This is a genomic window from Caulobacter flavus, assembly GCF_003722335.1.
Lineage (GTDB): Bacteria > Pseudomonadota > Alphaproteobacteria > Caulobacterales > Caulobacteraceae > Caulobacter > Caulobacter flavus.
This window is the reverse complement of record NZ_CP026100.1, coordinates 5,108,336-5,131,584: the sequence shown is the minus strand read 5'-3', so window position 1 is coordinate 5,131,584 and position 23,249 is coordinate 5,108,336. Positions and strand designations below refer to the sequence as shown.

Genomic DNA, 23,249 nt, shown 5'->3' with positions numbered 1-23,249 from the left:
CGGCGTGGATTTGCGAGGGATATTGTTTCCATTCGGAAATATCCTTTGTCCGCCTAGCGGGCGCGTGAGCCTCCGACGACCCGCCTAGCCCGGGCTATGCGGAATGAGGCCCTTGGCGGCGTGGGCTGCGTCGTAGGCGGCCCATTCCTCCTCCATCTGCCGCTGCCAGCGGGCGCGCAGCACGGCGGGGCGCTGGCCGTGGCGGTCGTCGAGGAACTCGGCGGCCACCACCCGGTCGGTGCGGAAGTTGCGGAAGTCGTCGCGCAGCTCGCACCAGGCGATCAGCATGCGCGTGGTGGCCATGTAGCCGACGGTCACCGGCCAGACGATCCGTTGGCTGACCGCGCCCTTCTCGTCGCGATAGTCCAGGCGGATCTTGCGGCCGGCGTGGATCCAGGCGCGGGTCTGGGCCATGTCGATGTTGTCGGGCGTCGGGTTCCACGGGGCAGGGGCCCGGGTGGCCGGCTCCAGCACGTAGGGGCGCAGGTTGTCGGGCACCGCCGCGGCGATTTTCGCGATCAGGTCGCGGGCGGCGGTGGCCAGGGCGGGATCGCCCCGGCCGGCCACCCATTGGGCGCCCAGCACGGCGGCTTCGATCTCGTCCGGCGTCAGCATCAGGGGCGGCATGTCGTATCCGGCCTCCAGCACGTAGCCGACGCCCGCCTCGCCGCGGATGGGCGCCCTCTGACCGACCAATGCGGCGATGTCGCGATAGACGCTGCGCTTGGAGGTCTCCAGTTCGGCGGCGATGGCGTCGGCGGTGACCGGCGCGCGGCTGCGGCGAAGGATCTGGATGATCTGGAATAGGCGTTCAGCGCGTCTCATGGGTCTCACTGTGCCGGATCGTTGCTGACAGCATGCTGGCAGCAGGGTGGCGGCAGTCTGTCCTCATCGCAATACCGCACGAGAGGGACCTCGAGATGATCACGCTCTACGCCGCCGGCCCGGCCTACGGTCTTCCCGAAGGCAGCCCCTACGTCACCAAGACCGAGATCCACCTGATGATGGCCGGGCTGGCCTACCAGAAGGTCCCGGCCCATCCGGAGACCTCGCCCAAGGGCCAGCTGCCCTGGATCGACGACGACGGCGTCAAGGTCGCCGACTCCACCTTCATCCGCGCCTATCTGGAGCGTAGCTACGGCGTCGACCTGGACGCGGGCCTGACCCGCGCCGAGCGCGCTCAGGCCTGGGCGATCGAGCGGATGGTCGAGAACCAACTGGGCTGGGCCAACTGCTACTTCCGCTTCTTCGACTTCGACAATTTCGAGAAGGGGCCGGCCCGCTGGTTCGACGGCGCGCCCGAGGCCATGCGCCAGGACCTGAAGGCGGGCCTGCTCGACGCCGTCGAGACCAATCTCAAGGCCGTCGGCGTCGCCCGGCACTCCCCCGACGAGATCGTCGAGCTGGCGTCCTGGTCGCTGACGGCCCTGTCGGAGCTGCTGGGCGACAAGGCCTTCATGATGGGCGAGCGGCCGACCAGCGTCGACGCCATCGTCTTCGGCGTGCTGGCCCAGATCCTGACGCCGTTCTTCGACTCGCCGATCCGTCGCCGGGCCGAGGGGTTCTGCAACCTCGTGGCCTATGCCGAGCGGATGCTGGCGACCTTCTACCCCGCCTTCGCCGCGGAGATGGGCGCGCAGACCCTCAAGGCGGCCTGATCCGTAGACGCCCGGACATTGTGCCGGAGCCGTCCATCCTGTAGATGCGACGCATTCTTATGAGTGTCGCGGAATCCATAGGCGTGGAGCGGCCCCGGTCGGGCCGACGGAGCAGGGACAAGATCCTCGCCGCCGGCGTCTCGGTGGGCCTGCACGCGGCCGTGGCCGTCGGGTTGGTCGGCTTCGTCCGCGCCATGCCCGGGCTGTCCGAACCGCCGGCCATGGAGGCGGCGCTGTTCGAGGCGCTGGCCCCCAGCCCGGAGCCTTCGCCCTCCCAGGCGTCGGCCGAAAAGCGCGAGCGGGCCGTGCCGCGCGAGGCGCGCGCCGTCTCGCCGATCCGGCCGCGCCCGGTCCCGATCCCCGCGCCCGATCCCTTGATCGCCGCGCCGCAGGTTGCGCCCCAGCAGGCCGAGACCCGCTCGACCTCCACCGCGACCCCGGTGGCCGTCGCCGCTTCGGCGGCGTCCGCCCCGGCCGGCGGCGGAGCGCCGGTGCAGGCGCGCGGCGAGTTGGCCAAGACCCACGATCCCTACGCCGCCCAGGTGCTGTCGTGGATCGAGGCCCGCAAGACCATGCCCGAGGCCCTCAAGCGCCGCCGCAGCCAGGGCGTAGTGGTGGTGGCCTTCACCCTCGACCGCTTCGGCCGGATGTCGCGGGCGGTGATCGTCGAGAGCAGCGGCGATCGCGCGCTCGACGCCGCGGCCATGGACCTCCTTTCCACCGCCGCCCCGTTCCCCAAGGCCCCCCGCGACTCCGACTGGAACCGTCGCCGCTTCGAGACCCCGATCGCCTACGCGGTCAAGGGGTAGGCTTTCCAGAACCTCCCCCTCTGGGGGAGGCGGCCGAAGGCCGGAGGGGGGCCGTTTTCAGCTTTCGAGGCATCGGCCGGTCTGGCCCAACTCCCCCCACCGATCGCTATCGCGATCGCCTCCCCCACGGGGGGATCGTTGCATAATGGGGTAAAACAAGAACGACTTTCCCCTTTTGATTCCGAACTGTTCTCGAACGGATTCTGGTCTGTTCTTCGACGTTCCGAATTTCGCAACAGTCCCCACGGGGGGAGGTTCGTAGCCAATAGATCCTCTCCCTCTGGGAGGTGCCCCGGAGGGGGCCAGCGCAGCGCGACCTAGAGTGTCTCCAGGAACGCCACCAGCGCCGCCTTCTCCTCCCGCGTCAGGCCCAGGGGCTTGAGCAGGGGCGTCGTGGTCGGGAACAGGCGGTCGCCGACCTGGTCGGCCTTGGGGCGGGGGCGGGCGCCGCCTTCGTTGTAGAAGTTCACCGTGCCCTCCAGCGTGGGAAAGGTGCCGTTGTGCATGTAGGGGCCGGTCCTGGAGATCCCGCGCAGCGACGGCGTCAGGAACGCGCCGACGTCGGCCGGGTCGCCGCTGACCTCGTAGCGGCCCAGGTCCTGCAGCTTGCGGCCGTAGAAGCTGAGGCCGATGTTGTGGAACTTGCCGTCCGACAGCAGCGGGCCGTTGTGGCAGTTGACGCAGCCGGCCTTGCCCTGGAACAGCTCCAGGCCCTGCAGTTCCTGGTCGGTCAGCACCCGGCCGCCCAGCGACAGCACGCGGTCCCACTTGCTGCTGCGCGGCTTGAGGGTGCGCTGGTAGGCGGCCAGGGCCTTGGCGGCGTCCTGCATGGTTGGCCGGCGGGCCCCGAACACCGCCTTGAAGTCCTTGCGATAGTCGGGATCGGCGGCCAGGCGGCGCTCGATCTCGCGCGGGTCGCCGGCCATCTCCTTGTGGTCGACGACCGGGCCCAGGGCCTGGGTCTCCAGGCTGCCGGCGCGACCGTCCCAGAACAGCGGCGTGCGCCAGGCCACGACGCTCAAGGTGGGCGCGTTGCGGCGCCCGCGCTGGCGGTCGTGGCCGAACGAGGTCTTCACCCCGTCGCCGAAGGCCAGTTCGGGATTGTGGCACGAGGCGCAGGCGATCTGGCCCGAGCCCGACAGCTTGGGGTCGTCGAACAGCTTGCGGCCCAGGGCGATCTTTTCGGGCGTCTGCGGATTGTCGGCCGGGATCGCCGGGGCGGGCAAGGCGCCGAACGGCGTGAAGCTGGCGCCCGGCAGCAGGGCGGGAGCTGGCCAGCTGTCGGGCTTGCCCGCGAAGGCGGCGCGGCGAAGCGCCGTCGGGTCGGGCGCCGGCGCCAGCCCGATCAAGGCCGCCGCCGTTCCCAGCAAAAGAAGGAGATTCGCCGCGCGCTTCATGGCTTAGAACTTGTAGCTCATGCCCACCCAGAACGAGCGGCCCATGCGGTAGGGCTTGCTCGTCGACGCGGCGGTGACCGTCTGCGGCAGTGTGTCGAGCAGGTTGGTGATCCGCAGGTCGAGGCGCGCCTCGCCATAGGCGGTCTGGGCCACCAGGGCCGAGACGTTGGCGTTGAACGTCGTCTGCGACTTGTAGCGGACCACGTCCCATATCGCGTAGCGCACGCCGCTTACGGTCTGGTAGGTTCCCAGGTCTTCGATCTGGTCGTACCCCGAGCGCCAGCGGGCGTTGAGGTTGGTCCGCACGCGGCCCTTCCACCAGTCCGCGCTCCAGTCACCGTTGATCAGGCCCGGCGCGGCGTAGTTCAGCCGCTGGTTCTCGGCGATTACGCCCGTCAGGGTGCGGACCTCGCCCTTGTAGTAGATCAGCTCGTCGCCGTACTCCGTCTCGTCCGACGGATCCTCATAGTAGCCGTCGCTGAGGTTGTCCTCGGTCTTCGACCACGAGCCGTTCAGCGAGACGGTGTGGCGACCAAAGCCCCGGCTCCATTCGGCCGACAGGCCGCGGAACGAGGTCTCGCCGTCGTTGCCCAGGCTGGTGGTGTTGTAGGTGTAGGTCTGGCCGTTGGTCTCGCGGATGTACTGGTTCACCGTGACGACGCCGGCGGTGAACTGGTCGCGGCTCTCGCGGGCCACGCCCTTGATCCGGGCCACGCCGCCGAAGACCGGCTTGGCCAGGGCGAAGGTCAGTTCGTCGGAGTAGGGCGTCTTGACGCCGGTGCCCGCGACGCCGGCCGTGACGGTGTGGGTGTTGAGCGTCCAGGCGCCGGCCACCAGTTGGCCGTTCACCGTCGAGGTGGTGCGGCGATAGACCCTGGTGCCGGGGTACTGCGACTTGATCGCGTAGCCCAGGAAGTCGCGCGAGTAGTAGCGGTTCGCGCCGACCGTGGCGGTGACCTCCCACGGCAGTTCGTAGACCACCGACAGGCGGGGGGCGAAGCTGTGGTTGGCCAGCAGGCTCTCATGGTCGTAGCGCAACCCGCCGCGCACGGTCAGCGGGCCGCGGCTGACTTCGTACTCGGCGAAGGCCGACACCGAGTCGAGGCTGACCCGGGCGTCGTAGGCCTGGTAGTAGATGGCGCTGAGCAGGACGATGTCGCCCTCCTTGCAGGCCACGTCGCCCGCCACGCAGGTGACGCGGCTGCTGACCGTGCCCTGGCTGTAGGCGTAGTTGTCCTCGGGGCGGGTCTTGCGGGCCTCGACATGGCCGTAGTCGGCGCCCAGGCGCAGGTCGCCGCCCATGAACGGCTGGTTCCAGCGGGCCTGCAGGCCGATGTCTTCCTGCCATTGGTCGAGGTCGCCGAAGCTGCCTTCGGTGCAGTTGGTGCTGGAGCACCAGTCGGCGTAGTTCGAGGCCGACGACCACGAGAAATTGGGGTCCGGCGCCTCGCGGCCGCTCTTGGCCTTGGCGTAGGTGGCGGCCAGCGTCCAGTTGGCCTGGTCGCGCTTGCCGGCCAGTTCCAGCTTGCCGGTCAGGCCGCCGCCCTGCTGGGTCATGACCGCGTTGCGGGCGTTGTCGGCGGAATTCTCGCTTGTGTAGGGGCTGTAGGCCACCTGGCCGCGCAGCACGAGGTCCGGCGCGAGGTCGACCTCGACCTTGGCCAGGGCGTTGGTGCTGCGGCTCTTCAGGCCGAACGCGCCGCCGCCATAGTTGGCGGCGCGGTAGTAGGTCATCTCGGTTTCCTGCCGGCCGGCGCCGAGCAGGACGCGGACCTTCTCGTTGATCGGCAGGTCGACCGTCGCGTTGACCTTGCACTTTTCGTAGTTGGGATGCTCCGGCTTGACGCCGCCCAGGAGCGCCAAGGTCTTCGCCGGGATCTTGAACGAGGTCATGCTGTCGTTGGTGCAACCGACCGTCAGCGTGCCGCCGAAGACGTGCGACGGCTGGCGCGTCTCGACCTGGACCACGCCGCCGGTGAAGCCGCCGTACTGGGCCGAGACATTGCTGTCGCGCACCGTCAGGCTCTCGATCAGGTTGGTGTCGAGCCAGATCGACTGAGCGCTGCCGCCGCCGGTCTCGTTGTAGTTCTGCAGGTTGGAGCCACCGAGATTGACGACGTCCAGGCGGCTGTTCACGCCGATGCCGTCGATCGAGAAGTAGTTGTCGTAGAACTGCCCGCCGGAGATCGAGATGTTGGCAGGACGCTGGTCCTGGATGCTTTCCTGCGTGGCCAGGCCCTGGTTGGAGTCGAAGTTGGCGTAGGGCAGGATCTTCAGGGTCTCGATGACGTCGCCGTTGCCGGGCGTGCGGTCCTCGAGGGCGCGGCGGCTGATCTTCGAGGTGCCCGAGTCGACCGGATCATTGGCCTGGTAGGCGGCGGCGGGCGGAGCGGCGGCGGTCGCCTCGATGCTGACTTTCGGCAGGCGCTCGGCCTTCTCGTCCTGGCTCCAGGCCTGGCCGGCCGCGCCCATCGCCACGGCCATGGCCGCGGTCGTCATCATCGCTCGCTTCATCACTCGCCCCGTACTTACGCTCGTGCGTATCAATCGCATTAAGGCCGGGCGTCATACGGATGTTGAGAGTTATTCGCAACTGCGGGATCGCCGCAGTCGGCAAAAAATGGGTGGAACCTTGGCCGGCGCGGCTTGTCCGCTTGCGGAAAGGACTACCGCTACTTGCGCCTGTCTTTCAGCTCTTCCAGGAAGCGATATTCCAGCGCCTGTTCGAACTCGCTGGCCTCGACGAAGCGGCGCTTCATCGACAGGCCAGGAAAGCCGGCTTCGTCGGCCGGCTCGGCCTTGGCGCGTCCAGGCCTGATGCGGGGACCGCGATGCGGCGCGCTCGCCGGCTGGGCGGCGGGCAGTTCGGCGGCGTCGCCGGACGCCAGGTGCTCGGCCGCCTCGGCCGGGCTGACCACGCCGTCGCCGTCGCGATCGGCCAAGTTCAGCACAAGCTTCTGCGGCGCCGGGGTCGCCGGCGTCTGGGCCATGGCGGGAGCGGCCAGCAGCAGGGGCAGGGCGAGGGCGGCGAGGCGGATCATGGCGCGGCTCCACGGAACGTCCGAGCGTGGCCCAATCGGCGGCGTTTCGCAACCCACGCGGGAGGGAGTGGCTTAGTCCTCGTCGTCCAGGTCGAACGGCAGCTCGTCCTGGTCGCCCCGGGATTCCCGGGCAGCCTTCGACACTGGCTTGTAGGGACGTTCGGGCGGCAGATAGGCCGGCTCGTCGGTGGTGTCGCCGTCGTCGGCCCAGGCCTGGATCGGCGCCTCGGGGTCCGACCATGGCGGATCGGCGGTCTCGGGACCGTCGTCGATCTCCTCGAACAGCGGCGCGGTGGCGACGGCGGCGGCGCCCGCGCCGGCGGTCACGGCCTCGCGGGCCGAACGATAGGGCTTGGGCTTGTCGACCGGCGCCGCCGGCTCGGGCCTGCGGGCGATCTCGGGCTCGGCGGCCTTGGCGGCGGCGCCGCGCGGCGCCAGCGGCCGACGCACGATCGCCTCGGCCCGGGCCAGCCAGCGATTGGCCTCCTGGATCGCCAGGGCGGGCGAGCGGCTCTGGCGCTGCTGCTCGTCGCCCTCCAGCCACAGGTCCAGCTCGAAGTCGGGATGGCGCGGATCATCGAAGATCAGGCGCAGGCAGACGCGGCTGGCCTGCTGCACGATCTGGTCGATGGCCCGGCGCTGTTCGCCCCGGAACACCCGGCCGACCACCTGGTTGTCGACCGACAGTTCGGCGCCCATCAGTTCGTCGATGCGATAGAGCAGGCACCAGGTCCCGGCGTCCCAGGCCACGGCGGCGGTGTTGGTGTCGAACGAAAAGCCGACGCCCTTGCCCCGCCCATGCGCGACGATGACGGTCTCGGGCTCGCCCTTCAGCACGTGGCGGAGGGCGCGGCGGATGCGACGCTCTTCGTCCATGAACCAGATGGCCGCGCTGCCCATGAAGGTGACGGCCGACCCGGCGATGGCGACGAGCAACAGGAGGCGCCAGAACTCGCTCATGGCGCGGAGGCTAGCGGCGTTCGCGGATTCGCGACAGGGGTGCCCGCTACCGGTCGCCCCGGAACGTCAGAGGTTCAGGGTCGCCACCACCGGCACGTGGTCGGAGGGCTTTTCCTTGTCGCGCTCGTCGCGGTGGATCTTCACCTGCGCCAGCTTGTCGGCGGCCTGGGGCGAAAGCAGCAGGTGGTCGATGCGGATGCCCAGGTTCCGGGGCCAGGCGCCGGCCTGGTAGTCCCAGAAGGTGTAGCCGCCGGGCGCGCCGTCGGCCTGCATGTAGGCGTCGGTGAAGCCGAGGTTCTTCAGCGCCCGGAAGGCGGCGCGGCTCTCGGGCTGGAACAGGGCGTCGCCCAGCCAGGCCTCGGGATTGGCCACGTCCTCGACCTCGGGAATGACGTTGTAGTCGCCGGCGATGACCATCGGCTCCTCGAAAGCGAGCAGGCCCTTGGCGTGTTCGTGCAGGCGGCGCATCCACGACAGCTTGTAGGCGAACTTCTCGGTGCCGATCGGATTGCCGTTGGGCAGGTAGATGCCAATTACCCGCACCGGCTTGGGCCCCGAGATCACCGCCTCGACGTAGCGGGCCTGCTCGTCCTCGGCGTCGCCCTCCAGCAGGGGCAGGCCCTTGCGGACGTCCTCGACCGGATGCTTCGAGAGCAGGGCCACCCCGTTGTAGGTCTTCTGGCCGTGGACGACGACGTTGTAGCCCAGGCGCTCGAAGGCCTCGGCCGGGAACTTCTCGTCGACGCACTTGATCTCCTGCAGCACCGCGACGTCGGGCGCCTCGGCCTCGAACCAGGCCAGGACGTTGTCCAGGCGGGCGTTGACCGAATTGACGTTCCAGGTGGCGATGCGCATGGCGGGCTCCGATAGAGGCGCGGAGGCTAGGGGGCGCCGGCCCCGCGCTCAAGCCATACCAAAGAGATTTCGGGGGATAGGGAGGAGCGCCCGCCGGCGCTCCTCCGTCCATGGCGCCTACGCCTTGCGGGCCTGACGGCCGGCGCGCACGGCGGCGGCCAGTTCGTCCAGCACGCGGACCGAGGTGTCCCAGTCGATGCAGGCGTCGGTTACCGATTGGCCGTAGGTCAGCGGCTGGCCGGGCACGATGTCCTGGCGGCCGGCCACGAGGTTGCTCTCGATCATCACGCCCATGATCGGCGAGGCGCCGGTCGCCACCTGGGCGGCGATGTCGGCGACCACGGCGGGCTGGTTCTCGTGGTTCTTGCCGCTGTTGGCGTGGCTGGCGTCGACCATCAGGCGCGGCGGCAGGCCTGCCTTGGCCAGGGCCTGGGCGGCGGCCGCGACGCTGGCGGCGTCGTAGTTGGGGGTCTTTCCGCCGCGCAGCACCACGTGGCTATCGGCGTTGCCGGTGGTGGTGGCGATGGCCGCGCGGCCTTCCTTGGTGACGGCCAGGAAATGGTGCGGCTGGGCGGCGGCGGTGACGGCGTCGACCGCGACCTTCACGTCGCCGTTGGTGCCGTTCTTGAAGCCGACCGGGCACGACAGGCCCGAGGCCATCTCGCGGTGGATCTGGCTTTCGGTGGTGCGGGCGCCGATCGCGCCCCAGGCCACCAGGTCGGCGATGTACTGCGGGGTCGTCACGTCGAGGAACTCGCAGGCCGCCGGCAGGCCCTGGGCCGAGACGTCGAGCAGCACCCGGCGCGCCAGGCGCAGGCCCTCGTTGATGTGGAAGCCGCCGTCGAGGCCCGGGTCGTTGATCAGGCCCTTCCAGCCCACCGTCGTGCGCGGCTTCTCGAAGTAGACGCGCATGATCACTTCCAGCTCGCCGGCGTGGCGTTCGCGCTCGGCGGCCAGGCGGCTGGCGTAGTCGATGGCGGCCTTGGGATCGTGGATCGAGCAGGGGCCGATCACCACCACCAGTCGGTCGTCGCGGCCGTGCAGGATCTCGTGCACCGCCTGGCGCGAGCCCTCGACGATCTCGGCCGTGGACGAGGTGGAGGGGGCTTCGCCGATCACCTGGGCGGGCGGGCTGAGAGTCTGCAGGCGGGAAATGCGCAGGTCGTCGGTGGGAATGGGCAGCGAGACGAGGTTGGCGGCGGTCGAGGATGGCATGGCGTGCTCCGGAAAATTCGCGGGTCCGGCGGCCATCAAAAAAGCCGCCCGGGGAACCCCTGGCGGCTGGTGAAAGGCGTTTTTGGCGGCCTGGTCTCAGGCCAAACGATCCCCTCCCGGCGCCAGAGGCGTCGGATAGCTAAAGTACCAAAACAGCTGTTGGCTGGCGGCGAGGATCATCGCGGGAACCGTAGAGCCTAGTTTAGCGCGTGTCACGCCATAAACTCGAGAGGGGCTGGAAGGGGCGTCAGATCGAGAAGCTGACGCCGCAGCCGCAGCTGGACTTGGCGTTGGGATTCCTGACCCGGAACTCGGCGCCGGCCAGTTCGTCGACGAAATCGATCTCCGAACCCTTGAGCAGGGCCAGCGAGACCACGTCGACCAGGGCCGCAGCGCCGTCGCGCTCGATCTTCAGGTCGTCGTCCTGCGCGGCCTGAACCAGGTCGAAGCGATACTGGAAGCCGGAGCAGCCGCCGCCGTCGACCGCCACACGAAGCATCACTTCGTGCCCTTCGGCCTGGGACAGGGCGTGCAGCCGGCGGGCGGCGTTGGAAGAAAGCGTAACGGCGGTGTCGGTCATGGCTGTGGAAACTCGATCTATCGCCTATATGAGGGCGTCCGCGTCCCGGGAAAAGGGGCGATCAGCAAAGGCCGCTCATGTCGACGTCTCCGTTCGCCGTCCCCCGCGCCCCCTACGCCGAGGATCCGGCCAAGTCACGCGGCCGGCGCTACCAGGAAGACGAGAGCCGCACCCGCACGCCGTTCGCGCGCGACCGGGACCGCATCATCCACACCTCGGCCTTCCGTCGCCTGAAGGAAAAGACCCAGGTGTTCGTCGCCCACGAAGGCGACCAGTTCCGCACGCGCCTGACCCATTCGCTGGAAGTGGCGCAGATCGCGCGCTCGCTGGCCACCGCGCTCGGGCTGGACGCCGACCTGGCCGAGACCATCGCCCTGGCCCACGATCTGGGCCACCCGCCGTTCGGTCACGCCGGCGAGGACGAGCTGGAACTGAAGACCAAGGACTTCGGCGGCTTCGACCACAACGTCCAGACCTTCCGGGTCGTGACCGAGTTGGAGCACCGCTATCCCGATTTCGTCGGCCTGAACCTGACCTGGGAGACCCTCGAAGGGGTCATCAAGCACAACGGCCCCGTCATCCATAAGCTTGGCCAGCCGTCGTGGAAGGCGATCTCCAAGTACGACGGCGAGTACGGCCTCAAGCTCGACACCTGGGCGTCGGCGGAAGCGCAGGTCGCGGCCCTGTCGGACGACATCGCCTACAACAACCACGACATCGACGACGGGGTCGAGGCGGGCCTGTTCACGCTGGACGAACTGATGGACGTGCCGCTGATCGGCCCGATCCTGGCGGCCGTCCGCAGCGAGCGTCCCGAGCTCGACGCCCGCATCACCCGCCTGGAGGCCGTGCGCCGGATGATCGGCGCCATGGTCGACGACGTCATGGGCGAGACCCTGCAGCGCGCGGCCATCACCGGCGTGGCCTCGGCCGACGAGGTGCGGGCCCTGCCGCACGCCCTGGTGTCGTTCTCCTCGGACATGCTGGAAGATCTGGCGCGCCTTCGCGAGTTCCTGCACGCCAGGATGTATCGCCACTGGCGGGTGAACCGCACCCGCAGCCAGGCGCGCCGCATTCTGGCCGAGATGTTCACGCTCTTCTTGGCCGAACCCGAGGTCCTGCCCTCGGAATGGTTCGCCAAGTCGCAGAACCGCGACCAAGCCGGAAGGGCTCGCGTGGTGTGCGACTACATCGCCGGCATGACCGATCGTTTCGCCATCGAGGAACACCGCAAGCTGTTCCACCTGGATGTGTGGAGCTGACGGGCGAGCGCCGCGCGACGCACGACCGTCGAGGGTGCGACAGTTCTGAACGGCCATCGGGTCCAGTAGAGTAGGGACTAGCGCGCGTGATTCGCAGATGGTGAACGCGCGCCGGAATTCTGGAGCCTTTTTCGATGTCCGACCCGCACCGCGGCGCCTATGCGCCGCCCACCGATGCGCCGCTTTCGTTCGATGCGCGCCAGCCGGTGCGCGGGTCGCGGCCCTTGCCGCTGACCCTGATCATCAGCGCCGTGGTGCTGGGCACCCTGCTGGTGGCGGTGTTCCTGATCTATCGCAACGGCGTCCGTGGTCCCAACGACGCCCCGCGCACCGTGGGCGAGCCCGTGGCCGAGATGAAGGCCGCGCCGACGCCTGACCAGAACAAGCCCGACGAAGCCGCCGGCCTGCAGATCTACAGCCACGAGAACCCCACGGCCTCGCCGACCTACGCCGCGCCGCCGGAAGAGCCGATGGCCCGTCCGACCGCGCCGCCGCCGGCCGCCCCGGTTCAAAGCGCCAGCCTGCCGCCGGCCAAGCCCGCCGCCACGGCCCCCAGCGCCCCCGTCGCGGCGCCGCCCGTCGCCAAGCCTGCCGCCAAGCCCGCGCCGGCGCCGAGCATCGAGAGCCTGGCCACCGCCGCCGTCGCCCCGCCCAAGCCAGCCGCCGTCGCGCCCAAGCCCGCCGCGACCGCCTCGGGTCCGGCCAGCGTCCAGATCGGCGCTCTGTCGTCGACCGCCCTGGCCGACAAGGCCTGGAGCGACGCAGCCCGCATCGCGCCGGGCCTGGCCGCGGGCAAGGGCAAGAAGGTCGAGGCGATCGACAAGAACGGCTCGACGCTCTACCGCACCTCGGTCACGGGCTTTTCCAGCCGCGCCGACGCCAAGGCGTTCTGCGACGCCCTGAGCGCCGCCGGCAAGTCCTGCTTCGTGAAGTAGGGAAGGGCGCCATGAGCACGTCGTCCGCCGCCATCCTCGGCTGCGCCGGGACCGTCCTGTCGGCGGAAGAAGCCGCCTTTTTCCGCGACGTGCGTCCCTGGGGCTTCATCCTCTTCAAGCGCAACATCGACACGCCCGACCAGGTTCGCAAACTGACCTCGGCGCTGCGCGAAACGATCGGCCGTCCGGACGCGCCGATCCTGATCGATCAGGAAGGCGGCCGCGTCGCCCGCCTTGGAGCCCCCCATTGGGGAAAGTATCCGCCGGGCCGCGCCTATGGCGAGCTGGTGGCCAACGATCCGCTGGTCGCCCGTGAGATCACCCGCCTGGGCGCGCGCCTGATCGCCCACGACCTGACCTCGCTGGGCATCAACGTCGACTGCGTGCCGGTGCTGGACGTGCCCGATCCCAAGGGCCACGAGATCATCGGCGACCGGGCCTATGGCGACACGCCCGAGCAGGTGGCGACCCTGGGTCGCGCCGCCGCCGAGGGGCTGCTGGCCGGCGGCGTGCTGCCGATCATCAAGCACATCCCCGGCCATGGTCGCGCCATGAGCGACAGTCACCTGGAACTGCCGGTGGTGAAGGCCAAGCTGGCCGAGCTGGACGCTCGCGACTTCGCCCCGTTCCGGGTGCTGTCGGACATGCCGATGGCGATGACGGCCCACGTCGTCTACACGGCCATCGACCGTCGCCGCCCGGCCACGACCTCGAAGAAGGCCATCAAGCAGGTGATCCGCGGATCGCTGGGCTTCGACGGCTTGCTCATGAGCGACGACCTGTCGATGAAGGCGCTGTCGGGCGACTTCAAGCAGCGCGCCAAGGACAGCCTGTCGGCCGGCTGCGACGTCGTCCTGCACTGCAACGGCGACATGGCCGAGATGAAGGCCGTGATGACCGGCGTCGGCAAGCTTTCGAAGGAAGGCCGCCGTCGCGCCCAGGCCGTCATGGGGCGTCTGGTCAGGGTTCCCGAGCCGCTCGACGTGGCCGAGGCTCGCGCCCGCTTCGACGCCGCCTTCGACGGCCGGTACGCCGGGTGAGCACGGGCTTCCAGCCCACATTCGACTTCGCGGCCGCCCGGGAGGCGGCCGAAGACGGTGCGGCTCTGGTCATCGACATCGACGGCTACGAAGGGCCGCTGCACGTCCTGCTGGCCCTGGCCCGCAACCAGAAGGTCGACCTGCTCCAGCTGTCGATCACCCGCCTTGCCGAACAATACCTGGCCTTCGTGCAGCAGGCCCGCCGGGTGCGTTTCTCGCTGGCCGCCGACTATCTGGTCATGGCCGCCTGGCTGGCCTACTTGAAGTCGCGCCTGCTGCTGCCCAAGCCCGAGCGCCCCAAGGCCGAGGAGCCGCCGGCCGAGGAAATGGCCGCCCAGCTGGCCTTTCGCCTCGCCAAGCTCGACGCCATGCGCAGGTCGGTCGAGGCCCTGAAAGAACGCCCGCAGCTGAAGCGCGACGTCTTCATGCGCGGCGATCCGGACGCGGTGAAGATCGTCTCGTCGACCCGCTTCGAGGGCGACCTCTACGCGCTGATGAGCGCCTATATCAGCCAGCGCAAGCGCGAGCACGGCCGCCACTACGCCCCGCGCCCGCCGCAGGCCTATCCGCTGGAGGACGCCCGCGACCGCCTGCGCACCTTCCTGCCGAGGATGGAGGAGTGGACGGCCCTGTCCGGCGTCGCTCCCGTCGAGCGCTGGGAAGAGGATCCCGACGGCCCCACGCCGGCCAGCTACCTGGCCTCGACCCTGTCGGCCAGCCTGGAGCTGGCCAAGGAAGGCGCGCTGACCGTGCGCCAGATGGGCGCGTTCGAGGAGATCTACCTGCGCATCCGCACCGAGGCGGAGGAGGGGGCGTGATCGCTGTCTCAAGGAACCTCCCCCCGAGGGGGAGCCGGCCGGAGGCCGGTGGGAGGATGTCGCCAGCTTCCCGTGCGCCCGCCGATTTCCAAACCCCGCCCCCTCACCGATCGCTGCGCGATCGCCTCCCCCACGGGGGGAGGTTCCTCGGTCCCGACCTCGCATGACCCTCGACCCCGTCTTCACCGAACGCTGCATCGAGGCCCTGCTGTTCGCGGCGGCCGAGCCGCTGAGCGTGGCCGACCTGGCCAAGCGGCTGCCCGACGGCGCCGACATCCGCCAGGGGATCGCCGATCTGCGCCTGACCTGGGCGGGGCGAGGGATCGAACTGGTCGAGGTGGCGGGCCGCTGGCGCTTCCAGACCGCCGCCGACCTGGCTTTCCTGATGACCGAGGAGCGCGAGGAGCCGCGCCGGCTGTCCAAGGCCGCCCAGGAGACCCTGGCCATCGTCGCCTATCACCAGCCCGTCACCCGGGCCGAGATCGAGGCCGTGCGCGGGGTGCAGGCCAGCCGGGGCACGCTGGACGTGCTGCTGGAGCTTGGGCTGATCCGGATGCGCGGCCGCCGCCGCACGCCGGGCCGTCCGGTGACCTTCGGCACCACCGACGCCTTCCTCGAACACTACGGCCTGGCGAATCTGGGCGACCTGCCTGGCGTGGCGGAAATGAAGGCCGCGGGCCTGCTCGACCTCAACCTGCCGCCGGGCTTCACCGTCCCCGATCCGCTGGGCCTGCGTGACGACGAGGGCGAGGATCCGCTGGACGAAGGCGAGACGCCAGAATTCGCTCAGGATTTCCTCGGCGAGCCGGAAGGGGGCGACAAGGCCTAGCCTGGCTGGGCCGGGGCGCAATCGCCGCATTCCGTTCCGCTTGGCTCCACGCCATCCGGACGCCTATATTATCTGAGACATTGTAACGACACGCCGCAGCGGCTAAAGCGCCGCTGTCGCAAGGAGCACCGCCGTTATGGGTAGCATGAGCTGGATTCACTGGGTGATCGTGATCGCGGTCGTCGCCCTGCTTTTCGGCGGTCGCGGCAAGCTGTCCGGGATCATGGGCGACGCCGCCAAGGGCATCAAGGCGTTCAAGGACGGCCTGAAGGACGACACCAGCCAGGAAGTGGCCGACAACAAGTCGACCGGCGCCCTGCCGCGCACCGAGGCCGAGAAGGAAGACCTGCGCAAGTCGTAAGGTCTCTGTTCGCCGCGCCTTCCTGGGAGGGCGCGGCCCGCGTTTTTCCTACTGCGCGGCCTGGGCCTCCATGCGAGCGCCGGGCCGGTCTGAGGCGGTTGCATGCTTCCTGATATCGGCGGCGCAGAACTCCTGGTCATCGCCGCGGTCGCCCTGATCGTGGTCGGGCCCAAGGACCTGCCTGTTCTCCTGCGCAAGCTGGGCCAGTTCGTCGGCAAGATCCGCGGCATGGCCAACGAGTTCCGCGCCAGCTTCGACGAGATGGCCCGCCAGTCGGAGCTCGACGATCTGCGTCGCGAGGTCGAGGCCATGCGCGCCGGGCAGTACGCCAATCCCGTGCAGGTCGCTGTCGACGAGGCCAAGGACGCCAATGTCGACCAGGTGTTCGCCGACATCGACGCCAGCCTGAACACCGGATCGGTCCAGGCCCACCCCTACGCCGCGCACAATCCCGAGCCGGCGGACGAGCCGCAGGCCGACGCGGCCGCCACGCTGCAGCCGCCGGCCAAGCCGGCCCGCAAGCGCGCGCCCAAGGCCGCCGCCGAGCCGACGGTCGAGATCGTCGCCAAGAAGCCGCGCGCCAAGGCCGCCTCCAAGGACGTCGGCGTCGCCGCCAAGCCCAAGACGACCAAGGCCTCGAAGGCCGAAGTCGCAGCGCCCGCCGCCAAGCCGGCCCGCAAGCGCACCACCAAGACCGCCGCCTCCAGCTCGGACATCGTTTCGTGACCAATTCGATCGGACATGATCCCGAGGATGAGATCGAGGCCTCGCGCGCCCCGCTGCTCGAGCACCTGACCGAGCTGCGCTCGCGCCTGATCATCTGCGTCGTGGCGCTGTTCATCGGTTTCGGCGTCTGCTTCTTCTTCGCCGACCAGATCTTCCTGTTCCTGGTGAAGCCCTTCACCGTCGGCCAGCAGTTGCTGGCGGCCCAGCATTCGGGCGGCAAGCACGGTCCGTTCGACCTGCTCCTGGCCCTGGTGGGGCTCAAGGACATCCCGGTGGGGCAGGGCAAGGCGCTGGACCTCGTCTATACGGCCGCGCTGGAATTCTTCTTCACCAAGATCAAGCTGGCGGGCTTCGGCGCCGTGGTCGTGACCTTCCCGGTCCTGGCCTGGCAGCTGTATCGCTTCGTGGCGCCGGGCCTCTACAAGAACGAGCGCGGGGCCTTCCTGCCATTCCTGCTGGCCTCGCCCTTCATGTTCATCCTAGGCGCAGCGCTGGTCTACTACGTGATGCTGCCGTTCGTGCTGTGGTTCTCGATGAGCCAGCAGATCTCCACGACCGCCATCAACATCCAGCTGCTGCCCAAGGTCTCGGACTATCTGACCCTGGTGACCTCGCTGCTGCTGGCCTTCGGTCTGTGCTTCCAGCTGCCGGTCGTGGTGTCGCTGCTCGGCATGGCCGGGATCATCGATTCCAAGATGCTGCGGGCCGGCCGCCGTTACGCCATCGTCGGCGTGTTCATCGCCGCCGCCATCCTGACCCCGCCCGATCCCATCAGCCAGCTGACCCTGGCGATCCCCATGTGCCTGCTCTACGAGATCGGCATCTGGTGCGTCTGGATCATCGAGCGCGGTCGCAAGAAGCGCGAGGCCGAGGAAAGCAAGGACGTCGTCGCGGTCTGACGAGAGCCGACCTCTCCCATGGGGGAGAGGGAGGGGCCCGCGCCGAAGGCGGGGGAGGGTGAGGGGGTAAAGCCTCGCCGATTTCTCGCGCCGGTCGCGCTTCGTTCCGCTGTTGTCCCTAACCCCTCACCCTCCCATGCTGCGCATGGGCCCCTCCCTCTCCCTCTGGGAGAGGTGTGTTCGTGAGCAAAAACGTTGGCGCCCTTGGCGACGCGCCTTAGAGAAGGGCGTTTCTTAACGACTTCCTGCCGAGCTCATTCCGATGCACGACATCAAGGCCATCCGCGAAAACACCGAAGCCTACGAAGCCGCCTGGTCGGCCAAGGGGCGCTCGGGCGCGGCGTCGGAAGCCGTCAAGCTCGACGCCCAGCTGCGTGCGGCCCAGACGGCCCTGCAGGAAGCCCAGGCCAAACGCAACGAAAGCTCCAAGCTGATCGGCATGGCCAAGGCCAAGAAGGACGAGGCCGAAGCCGCCCGCCTGATGGCCGAGGTCGAGACGTTGAAGGGCCGCATGGCCGAGGCCTCGGAAGAAGAGCACCTCGTCGGCGCCAAGCTGAAGGACCTGCTGGCCAGCCTGCCCAACATTCCCGCCGCCGAAGTGCCGCAAGGCGAGGACGAGGCGGGCAACGTCGAGCAGCGCCGCTGGGGCGACGCCTCCAAGCTGCCGGCCGGCCGGCTGAACGCGCCCAAGGATCACGTCGATCTGGGCGCGGCCCTGGGCGGCATGGACTTCGAGGCCGCCGCCCGCATGAGCGGCGCGCGCTTCGTCGTGCTCAAGAAGGAGATCGCCCGGCTCGAACGCGCCCTTGGCCAGTTCATGCTCGACCTGCAGACGGTCGAGCACGGCTACACCGAGGTGTCGCCGCCGGTGCTGGTCAAGGACGAGGCGCTGTTCGGCACGGGCCAACTGCCCAAGTTCGCCGAGGACCTGTTCCGCACCACCGGCGACCACTGGCTGATCCCCACCGCCGAGGTTTCGCTGACCAACCTGGTGCGCGAGCAGATCACCGGCGAGGAAGAGCTGCCGCTGCGCCTGACGGCCCTGACCTACTGCTTCCGCTCGGAGGCCGGGGCCTCGGGCCGCGACACGCGCGGCATGATCCGCCAGCACCAGTTCCAGAAGGTCGAGCTGGTCTCGATCACCACGCCCGACCAGTCCGAGGCCGAGCACGAGCGCATGGTCGAGTGCGCCGAGACGGTGCTGAAGAAGCTGGAGCTGCCCTTCCGCACCATGCTGCTGTGCAAGGGCGACATGGGCTTCGGCGCCCGCAAGACCTACGACCTGGAAGTCTGGCTGCCCAGCCAGGCGACCTATCGCGAGATCAGCTCGTGCTCGAACTGCGGCGACTTCCAGGCCCGCCGCATGGACGCCCGCTACAAGAAGGCCGGCGAGAAGGGCACGCACTACGTGCACACCCTCAACGGCTCGGGCCTGGCCGTCGGCCGCACCCTGGTGGCCGTGCTGGAGAACTACCAGGACGAGGCCGGCCGCATCGCGATCCCGGCCGTGCTGCAGCCCTACATGGGCGGCCTGACCCACATCGGGGGCGCTGCGTGAGGATCCTCCTCACCAACGACGACGGCATCCACGCGCCCGGGCTCCAGAGCCTGGAGCGCATCGCCGCAGCGCTGTCGGACGATGTCTGGGTGGTCGCGCCGGAGTACGAGCAGTCGGGCGCCAGCCGGGCCCTGACCCTGGCCGACCCGCTGCGGGTGCGGAAGATCGACGCGCGCCGCTTCGCCGTCGAGGGCACGCCCACCGACTGCGTGGCGCTGGCGTTCCAGGAACTGGTCGAGGGCGCGCGCCCCGACCTCGTCCTTTCCGGCGTCAATCGCGGCCAGAACCTGGCCGAGGACGTCACCCTGTCGGGCACCGTGGCCGGCGCCATCGAGGGCATGGTGCTGGGCGTTCCGGCCATCGCCCTGTCGCAGGCCATGACCTATTTCGCCGACGAGGTCGTCGCCCACTGGGAGACGGCCGAGCACTTCGCGCCGGGGATCATCCGCCGGCTGCTGGAAGTGGGCTGGCCGTCGGACGTGGTGATGAACGTCAACTTCCCGCCGATCCCGCCCGAGCGCGTCGATGCCGTGGAAGTGACCCGCCAAGGCTTCCGCGACTCGCACTTGCGGCGCATTGAAAAGCGGACCGACCTGCGCGGTCGCGACTACTATTGGACGGGCTTCACCGCCAAGCCGTCCAATCCCCCGGAGGGCACCGATCTGAAGGCCGTGTACGAAGGGCGCATCTCGGTGACGCCCCTGCATATCGACCTGACGCACAACGCCACCGTCGCCGCTCTCAAGGGCGTGCTGGGCGGAGCGCCGCCCAAGCTCGCCCCAAAGCCGGAGAGCAGCCAGGAGCCTGGCCTGTGATGGCGAGCGCCAAGCGCCCGGAAACGCCTGAAGCGCTGCTGAAGCGGCTGCTCGACGCCCTGCGCGCCCAGGGCGTGACCGATCCGGGCGTGCTGTCGGCGATCGAGAAGACCCCGCGCGACCTGTTCACCCCGGACCTCTTCAAGGAGCGGTCCTGGGAGGACTCGGCGCTGCCGATCGCCTGCGGCCAGACCATCAGCCAGCCGTTCATCGTCGGCCTGATGACCCAGGCCCTGACGGTCGAGCCGCGCTGCCGGGTGCTCGAGATCGGCACCGGCTCGGGCTACCAGACGGCGATCCTGTCCCGGGTGTCGCGTCTGGTCTACACGGTCGAGCGCTATCGCACCCTGATGAAGGAGGCCGAATCCCGCTTTTCGGCCTTGGGTCTGACCAACGTCATCACCAAGTTCGGGGACGGTTGGGAAGGCTGGCGCGAGCAGGCGCCTTTTGACCGTATTATGGTCACGGCTGCGGCGCAGGAAGAACCTAAGGAGCTCCTGGCCCAGCTCAAGCCCAACGGCGTGCTCGTCGCGCCCGTTGGTCGCGGGCCGGTGCAGAGCCTTCGCCGCTATGCCGGCGACGGGAAGGGGGGCTTCACGGTCGAGGCCCTGTGCGACGTGCGTTTCGTCCCGATCCTGGAAGGCGTCGCCCGCGAGTAGAGCGGGCCCGGCGTCCACAGGTTCGGCGACGCCGCGCGTGTTTGGTTAAGGTTTGATTCACCCTTGCGGCGGCGACTTGAAGGCTCCGCGGGGAAAGGAGAGGTCATGAGGCAGTTGTGGACGCAAGCGGCGGTGATCGCGCTGACGGCTGGAACCCTCGCGGCCTGCGAGACCACCGGCGCCCAGTATCCCACGCGCGCCGACGCCGGCGTCAGCCCGCCGCTCGTGCAGGCGCCGCCCGCCGCCCAGACCCCGCCGCCGCCTGCCCAGCCGCCTGAGGACGAGGCCCCGCCGGTGACCGCTCCGGTCGCCGCCGGCTCGGTCTCGAGCCAGCCGCTGGCGCCGGTTCCTTCCGACATTCCGCCACCGCCCCCGCCGCCGGCCGACAGCCGTCCGATCCCGGCGCCCGCGCCGCAGCAGCCGGCCATGCGCCCGGTCGTGGTGACGGTCACCGGCGGCAAGGTCGTCGACGTCAGCGGCGCCCCGCAGACCTACACCGTCCAGTCGGGCGACGGCCTCGACGCCATCGGCCGCAAGATGGGGATCTCGCGCGTCGAACTGGCCAAGCTGAACGACCTGGAAGAGCCCTACCGGCTGAAGCCGGGCCAGAAGCTGAAGGGCCCCTCGACCAAGGCCAAGGCCTATGTCGTCGAGAGCGGCGACACCCTCAGCGCCATCGCCCGCCGCTTCAGCGTCACCGCCGTCGCCCTGGCCGACGAGAACGACATGGCCAGCGGCGCCTCGATCCGCGCCGGCCAGAAGATCCGCCTGCCGGAAGGCTACAAGGACAAGGGGCCGGCCAAGACCACGGTGATGCAGCCGGTTCCCGGCGGCGCCTCGACCCTGGCCGGCGCCGCGCCCGCGCCGTCGCGTCCGGCGCCGACCGCCTCGGCCCCGCCGATCGGTTCGCGTCCCGCCGCGCCGCCGCCGCGTCCGGTGGTCGACGACGAGCCGGCCCCGGCCGCCACGACCACGACGACCGTCAGCATCGCCGGCAAGGTGATCGAAGTCGCCGGCAAGCCGAAGATCCACACGGTGAAGTCGGGCGACGCCATCGACTCGATCGCCCGCGAGCTGGGCACCACCCGCAAGGACCTGGTCGAGGACAACGACCTGAAGGCCCCGTACGTGATCCGCCCCGGCCAGAAGCTCAAGGGCCCGGCGACCACCGACAAGGCCTATGTGGCCGAAAGCGGCGACACCCTCGCCGGCATCGCCAAGCGCTTCAACGTCAGCGTCTCGGCCCTGGCCAAGGAAAACAACCTGCGCACCGGCGCGTCGGTGAAGAAGGGCCAGAAGGTCGTCCTGCCCGACGGTTACAAGGACCGTGGTGCGATCCGTACGACGGTGACCACGCCGGCTCCGCGTCCCTCGACTCCCGCGCCGACCACGACCGCCCAGACGCCGATCGGCGCCACGCCGGCGCCGTCGACCAGCGGCCTGCCGTCCAGCCCGCGCCCGTACACGCCGTCGGGGTCGTCCTCCAGCTATCCGCGTCCCAGCGCGCCGGTCTCGGCCCAGCCGATCACCCCGCCGCCGGCCCCGTCGCGTCCGATCATCGAGAGCAGCGCCCCGCCGACCGAAGCCGAGATCACGGCCGCCGGCCGCGGCCGCTTCGTCTGGCCGGTGCGCGGCGAGACGATCTCGGACTTCGGTCCCAAGGGCACGGGCCAGCGCAACGACGGCCTGAACATCCGCGCCGCCGCCGGCGCGTCGGTCAAGGCCGCCGCCTCGGGCGAGGTGGTCTATGCCGGCAACCAGGTTCCGGGCTTCGGCAACCTCGTGCTGGTCAAGCACGCCGACGGCTGGGTGACGGCCTACGCCCACCTGTCGACCACCGACGTCAAGATGCGCCAGCAGGTCGGCCAGGGCGAACAGCTCGGCACGGTCGGCCAGACGGGCGGCGTCAACGAGCCCCAGCTGCACTTCGAGGTCCGCTACGCGCCGACCCCGAAGGACAAGGCCAAGCCGATCGATCCGGGCCTGGTGCTTCCGCGCTAAGGCTTGGTTTCGCCGAACATGGAAAAGGCCTCCGGGATATCCCGGAGGCCTTTTTCTTTTGGCTCTAAAGCTCGTCATCCCGGCCGTAGCGCGCAGCGCGGAGAGCCGGGACCCAGGGGCCGCCGTGATGAGGCGGCGACCGCCGGGAGATGACCTACCTACCCAGTCCAGTCCCCCTGGGTCCCGGATAAGCCCTGCGGGCTTTCCGGGATGACGGAGGTGGGAAGGGCGGTGGCGAAGCCTACTTCACCACGCCGCAGGCGCTGCGCGCGCCGGCGCCGCCGATGGGCTGGCTGGTGTGGTCGTCGGGGCTGGCGTGGATGACGATCGCCGAGCCGTCAGCGTCGAGCAGGGCGGGACGGCCGCCGGCGCCCTTCAGCGAGACCAGCGGCGAGAACACCTCGGTCACGGCCGTGCCGTCGGCGGCGGCGTAGAGGTTGGGCAGGTCGCCGTTGTCGTTGCCGTTCGGGTTCAGCAGGCCATGGACCACGGTGGCGGTCGTGTGCACGTGGGCGCCGGCCGACTTGAAGTCGGGCGTTCCGCAGTCGCCCTTCTCGTGGAAGTGCAGGCCGTGCCAGCCGGGCGTCAGGCCCTTGGCCTCGATCTTCAGCAGTACGCCGTGCGGGGCCTCGGTGATCGTCCCTGTGCCGATCGTCTTGCCGTCGGCGCCCTTGATCTCGGCCGTGGCGGCGGCGGGCGCGTCGGCGGCGGAGGCCGTGGTGGCGGCCACGAGGCCGGCGGCGAGGAAAAGGGCGGTCAGACGCATGAACTGCTCCTGCATTCGTAAGGGACGCATGGGGCGGCGAAGGTGGCGCCGTCCGTGTCAGAATG

The 23,249-nt window shown here is 69.6% G+C and carries 24 protein-coding genes; 14 read left to right on the top strand and 10 right to left on the bottom strand.

Annotated features, from left to right (window positions below):
- Positions 1–84: 84 nt before the first annotated feature.
- Positions 85–825, bottom strand: coding sequence for a helix-turn-helix transcriptional regulator (locus C1707_RS23375; RefSeq protein ID WP_101711361.1), 741 nt, complete (start codon positions 823–825; stop codon positions 85–87).
- A 95-nt stretch (positions 826–920) separates the two neighbouring features.
- Between C1707_RS23375 and C1707_RS23370 the strand changes: the two genes are divergently transcribed.
- Entirely contained in the window at positions 921–1,658 is a 738-nt protein-coding gene (locus C1707_RS23370; RefSeq protein WP_101711360.1) for a glutathione S-transferase family protein, read from the top strand.
- An 83-nt stretch (positions 1,659–1,741) separates the two neighbouring features.
- A complete protein-coding gene (locus C1707_RS23365) occupies positions 1,742–2,467 on the top strand; it encodes an energy transducer TonB (protein WP_164467441.1) in 726 nt (241 codons plus the stop codon).
- 317 nt (positions 2,468–2,784) lie between these two features.
- Here C1707_RS23365 and C1707_RS23360 read toward each other — a convergent pair whose 3' ends face one another.
- The 8 genes from C1707_RS23360 to erpA form a co-directional block, all read right to left on the bottom strand.
- Positions 2,785–3,816 (bottom strand): cytochrome c peroxidase, encoded by a 1,032-nt coding sequence (locus C1707_RS23360; protein ID WP_240633803.1) that lies wholly within the window; start codon positions 3,814–3,816, stop codon positions 2,785–2,787.
- Positions 3,817–3,867: 51 nt separating this feature from the next.
- Entirely contained in the window at positions 3,868–6,366 is a 2,499-nt protein-coding gene (locus tag C1707_RS23355) for a TonB-dependent receptor (protein WP_101711357.1), read from the bottom strand.
- 170 nt (positions 6,367–6,536) lie between these two features.
- On the bottom strand, positions 6,537–6,905 hold the full coding sequence (locus C1707_RS23350; RefSeq protein ID WP_101711356.1) for a hypothetical protein: 369 nt from the start codon (positions 6,903–6,905) through the stop codon (positions 6,537–6,539).
- 72 nt (positions 6,906–6,977) lie between these two features.
- Positions 6,978–7,865: a hypothetical protein gene (locus C1707_RS23345; RefSeq protein ID WP_101711355.1), complete on the bottom strand. Its 888-nt coding sequence runs from the start codon at positions 7,863–7,865 to the stop codon at positions 6,978–6,980.
- A 66-nt stretch (positions 7,866–7,931) separates the two neighbouring features.
- Positions 7,932–8,720 carry an exodeoxyribonuclease III gene (gene xth, locus C1707_RS23340; RefSeq protein WP_101711354.1) on the bottom strand — a complete coding sequence of 263 codons (789 nt, stop codon included), beginning with the start codon at positions 8,718–8,720 and terminating at the stop codon, positions 7,932–7,934.
- A gap of 117 nt (positions 8,721–8,837) precedes the next feature.
- Positions 8,838–9,935, bottom strand: coding sequence for a 3-deoxy-7-phosphoheptulonate synthase (locus C1707_RS23335; RefSeq protein ID WP_101711353.1), 1,098 nt, complete (start codon positions 9,933–9,935; stop codon positions 8,838–8,840).
- 96 nt (positions 9,936–10,031) lie between these two features.
- Positions 10,032–10,115, bottom strand: a complete 84-nt coding sequence (locus C1707_RS23330) for a hypothetical protein (RefSeq protein ID WP_101711352.1) — start codon at positions 10,113–10,115, stop codon at positions 10,032–10,034.
- A gap of 67 nt (positions 10,116–10,182) precedes the next feature.
- Complete coding sequence (gene erpA / locus C1707_RS23325) at positions 10,183–10,515, bottom strand: iron-sulfur cluster insertion protein ErpA (protein ID WP_101711351.1); 333 nt, start codon at positions 10,513–10,515, stop codon at positions 10,183–10,185.
- A gap of 77 nt (positions 10,516–10,592) precedes the next feature.
- On the opposite strand from erpA, the gene C1707_RS23320 reads away from it, so the two are divergent.
- The 12 genes from C1707_RS23320 to dipM all read left to right on the top strand — a co-directional run bounded on the left by C1707_RS23320 (position 10,593) and on the right by dipM (position 22,418).
- Entirely contained in the window at positions 10,593–11,777 is a 1,185-nt protein-coding gene (locus tag C1707_RS23320) for a deoxyguanosinetriphosphate triphosphohydrolase (RefSeq protein ID WP_101711350.1), read from the top strand.
- Positions 11,778–11,911: 134 nt separating this feature from the next.
- Complete coding sequence (ftsN, locus tag C1707_RS23315; RefSeq protein WP_101711349.1) at positions 11,912–12,712, top strand: cell division protein FtsN; 801 nt, start codon at positions 11,912–11,914, stop codon at positions 12,710–12,712.
- Positions 12,713–12,723: 11 nt separating this feature from the next.
- A complete protein-coding gene (gene nagZ / locus C1707_RS23310) occupies positions 12,724–13,752 on the top strand; it encodes a beta-N-acetylhexosaminidase (RefSeq protein ID WP_101711348.1) in 1,029 nt (342 codons plus the stop codon).
- Positions 13,749–14,570: a segregation and condensation protein A gene (locus C1707_RS23305; protein ID WP_101711347.1), complete on the top strand. Its 822-nt coding sequence runs from the start codon at positions 13,749–13,751 to the stop codon at positions 14,568–14,570. The genes nagZ and C1707_RS23305 overlap by 4 nt, the downstream gene beginning before the upstream one ends.
- 163 nt (positions 14,571–14,733) lie before the next feature.
- Positions 14,734–15,399, top strand: a complete 666-nt coding sequence (gene scpB, locus C1707_RS23300) for an SMC-Scp complex subunit ScpB (RefSeq protein WP_101711346.1) — start codon at positions 14,734–14,736, stop codon at positions 15,397–15,399.
- A gap of 136 nt (positions 15,400–15,535) precedes the next feature.
- Complete coding sequence (locus C1707_RS23295; RefSeq protein ID WP_101711345.1) at positions 15,536–15,760, top strand: twin-arginine translocase TatA/TatE family subunit; 225 nt, start codon at positions 15,536–15,538, stop codon at positions 15,758–15,760.
- Positions 15,761–15,862: 102 nt separating this feature from the next.
- Positions 15,863–16,486 (top strand): Sec-independent protein translocase protein TatB, encoded by a 624-nt coding sequence (gene tatB, locus C1707_RS23290; RefSeq protein WP_101711344.1) that lies wholly within the window; start codon positions 15,863–15,865, stop codon positions 16,484–16,486.
- A complete protein-coding gene (gene tatC / locus C1707_RS23285; RefSeq protein WP_101711343.1) occupies positions 16,483–17,385 on the top strand; it encodes a twin-arginine translocase subunit TatC in 903 nt (300 codons plus the stop codon). Before tatB ends, tatC begins: the two co-directional genes overlap by 4 nt.
- Positions 17,386–17,647: 262 nt before the next feature.
- Positions 17,648–18,943, top strand: a complete 1,296-nt coding sequence (serS, locus tag C1707_RS23280; RefSeq protein ID WP_101711342.1) for a serine--tRNA ligase — start codon at positions 17,648–17,650, stop codon at positions 18,941–18,943.
- On the top strand, positions 18,940–19,758 hold the full coding sequence (gene surE / locus C1707_RS23275) for a 5'/3'-nucleotidase SurE (protein ID WP_101711341.1): 819 nt from the start codon (positions 18,940–18,942) through the stop codon (positions 19,756–19,758). The genes serS and surE overlap by 4 nt, the downstream gene beginning before the upstream one ends.
- Positions 19,758–20,417, top strand: a complete 660-nt coding sequence (locus C1707_RS23270; protein ID WP_101711340.1) for a protein-L-isoaspartate(D-aspartate) O-methyltransferase — start codon at positions 19,758–19,760, stop codon at positions 20,415–20,417. Before surE ends, C1707_RS23270 begins: the two co-directional genes overlap by 1 nt.
- 105 nt (positions 20,418–20,522) lie before the next feature.
- Positions 20,523–22,418, top strand: coding sequence for a cell division endopeptidase DipM (gene dipM / locus C1707_RS23265; RefSeq protein WP_101711339.1), 1,896 nt, complete (start codon positions 20,523–20,525; stop codon positions 22,416–22,418).
- Between the two features lie 241 nt (positions 22,419–22,659).
- On the opposite strand, the gene sodC is transcribed toward dipM, so the two are convergent.
- On the bottom strand, positions 22,660–23,184 hold the full coding sequence (sodC, locus tag C1707_RS23260) for a superoxide dismutase[Cu-Zn] (protein ID WP_101711408.1): 525 nt from the start codon (positions 23,182–23,184) through the stop codon (positions 22,660–22,662).
- Positions 23,185–23,249 lie beyond the last annotated feature (65 nt).

Excerpts from the sequence above, each read along its gene's own strand:
- C1707_RS23375 (WP_101711361.1), bottom strand. The coding sequence starts at position 825 with ATGAGACGCGCTGAACGCCTATTCCAGATCATCCAGATCCTTCGCCGC.
- C1707_RS23370 (WP_101711360.1), top strand. The coding sequence starts at position 921 with ATGATCACGCTCTACGCCGCCGGCCCGGCCTACGGTCTTCCCGAAGGC.
- C1707_RS23355 (WP_101711357.1), bottom strand. The coding sequence starts at position 6,366 with ATGATGACGACCGCGGCCATGGCCGTGGCGATGGGCGCGGCCGGCCAG.
- C1707_RS23350 (WP_101711356.1), bottom strand. The coding sequence starts at position 6,905 with ATGATCCGCCTCGCCGCCCTCGCCCTGCCCCTGCTGCTGGCCGCTCCC.
- C1707_RS23345 (WP_101711355.1), bottom strand. The coding sequence starts at position 7,865 with ATGAGCGAGTTCTGGCGCCTCCTGTTGCTCGTCGCCATCGCCGGGTCG.
- xth (WP_101711354.1), bottom strand. The coding sequence starts at position 8,720 with ATGCGCATCGCCACCTGGAACGTCAATTCGGTCAACGCCCGCCTGGAC.
- C1707_RS23335 (WP_101711353.1), bottom strand. The coding sequence starts at position 9,935 with ATGCCATCCTCGACCGCCGCCAACCTCGTCTCGCTGCCCATTCCCACC.
- C1707_RS23330 (WP_101711352.1), bottom strand. The coding sequence starts at position 10,115 with ATGATCCTCGCCGCCAGCCAACAGCTGTTTTGGTACTTTAGCTATCCG.
- erpA (WP_101711351.1), bottom strand. The coding sequence starts at position 10,515 with ATGACCGACACCGCCGTTACGCTTTCTTCCAACGCCGCCCGCCGGCTG.
- C1707_RS23320 (WP_101711350.1), top strand. The coding sequence starts at position 10,593 with ATGTCGACGTCTCCGTTCGCCGTCCCCCGCGCCCCCTACGCCGAGGAT.
- ftsN (WP_101711349.1), top strand. The coding sequence starts at position 11,912 with ATGTCCGACCCGCACCGCGGCGCCTATGCGCCGCCCACCGATGCGCCG.
- nagZ (WP_101711348.1), top strand. The coding sequence starts at position 12,724 with ATGAGCACGTCGTCCGCCGCCATCCTCGGCTGCGCCGGGACCGTCCTG.
- scpB (WP_101711346.1), top strand. The coding sequence starts at position 14,734 with ATGACCCTCGACCCCGTCTTCACCGAACGCTGCATCGAGGCCCTGCTG.
- C1707_RS23295 (WP_101711345.1), top strand. The coding sequence starts at position 15,536 with ATGGGTAGCATGAGCTGGATTCACTGGGTGATCGTGATCGCGGTCGTC.
- tatB (WP_101711344.1), top strand. The coding sequence starts at position 15,863 with ATGCTTCCTGATATCGGCGGCGCAGAACTCCTGGTCATCGCCGCGGTC.
- serS (WP_101711342.1), top strand. The coding sequence starts at position 17,648 with ATGCACGACATCAAGGCCATCCGCGAAAACACCGAAGCCTACGAAGCC.
- C1707_RS23270 (WP_101711340.1), top strand. The coding sequence starts at position 19,758 with ATGGCGAGCGCCAAGCGCCCGGAAACGCCTGAAGCGCTGCTGAAGCGG.
- dipM (WP_101711339.1), top strand. The coding sequence starts at position 20,523 with ATGAGGCAGTTGTGGACGCAAGCGGCGGTGATCGCGCTGACGGCTGGA.
- sodC (WP_101711408.1), bottom strand. The coding sequence starts at position 23,184 with ATGCGTCTGACCGCCCTTTTCCTCGCCGCCGGCCTCGTGGCCGCCACC.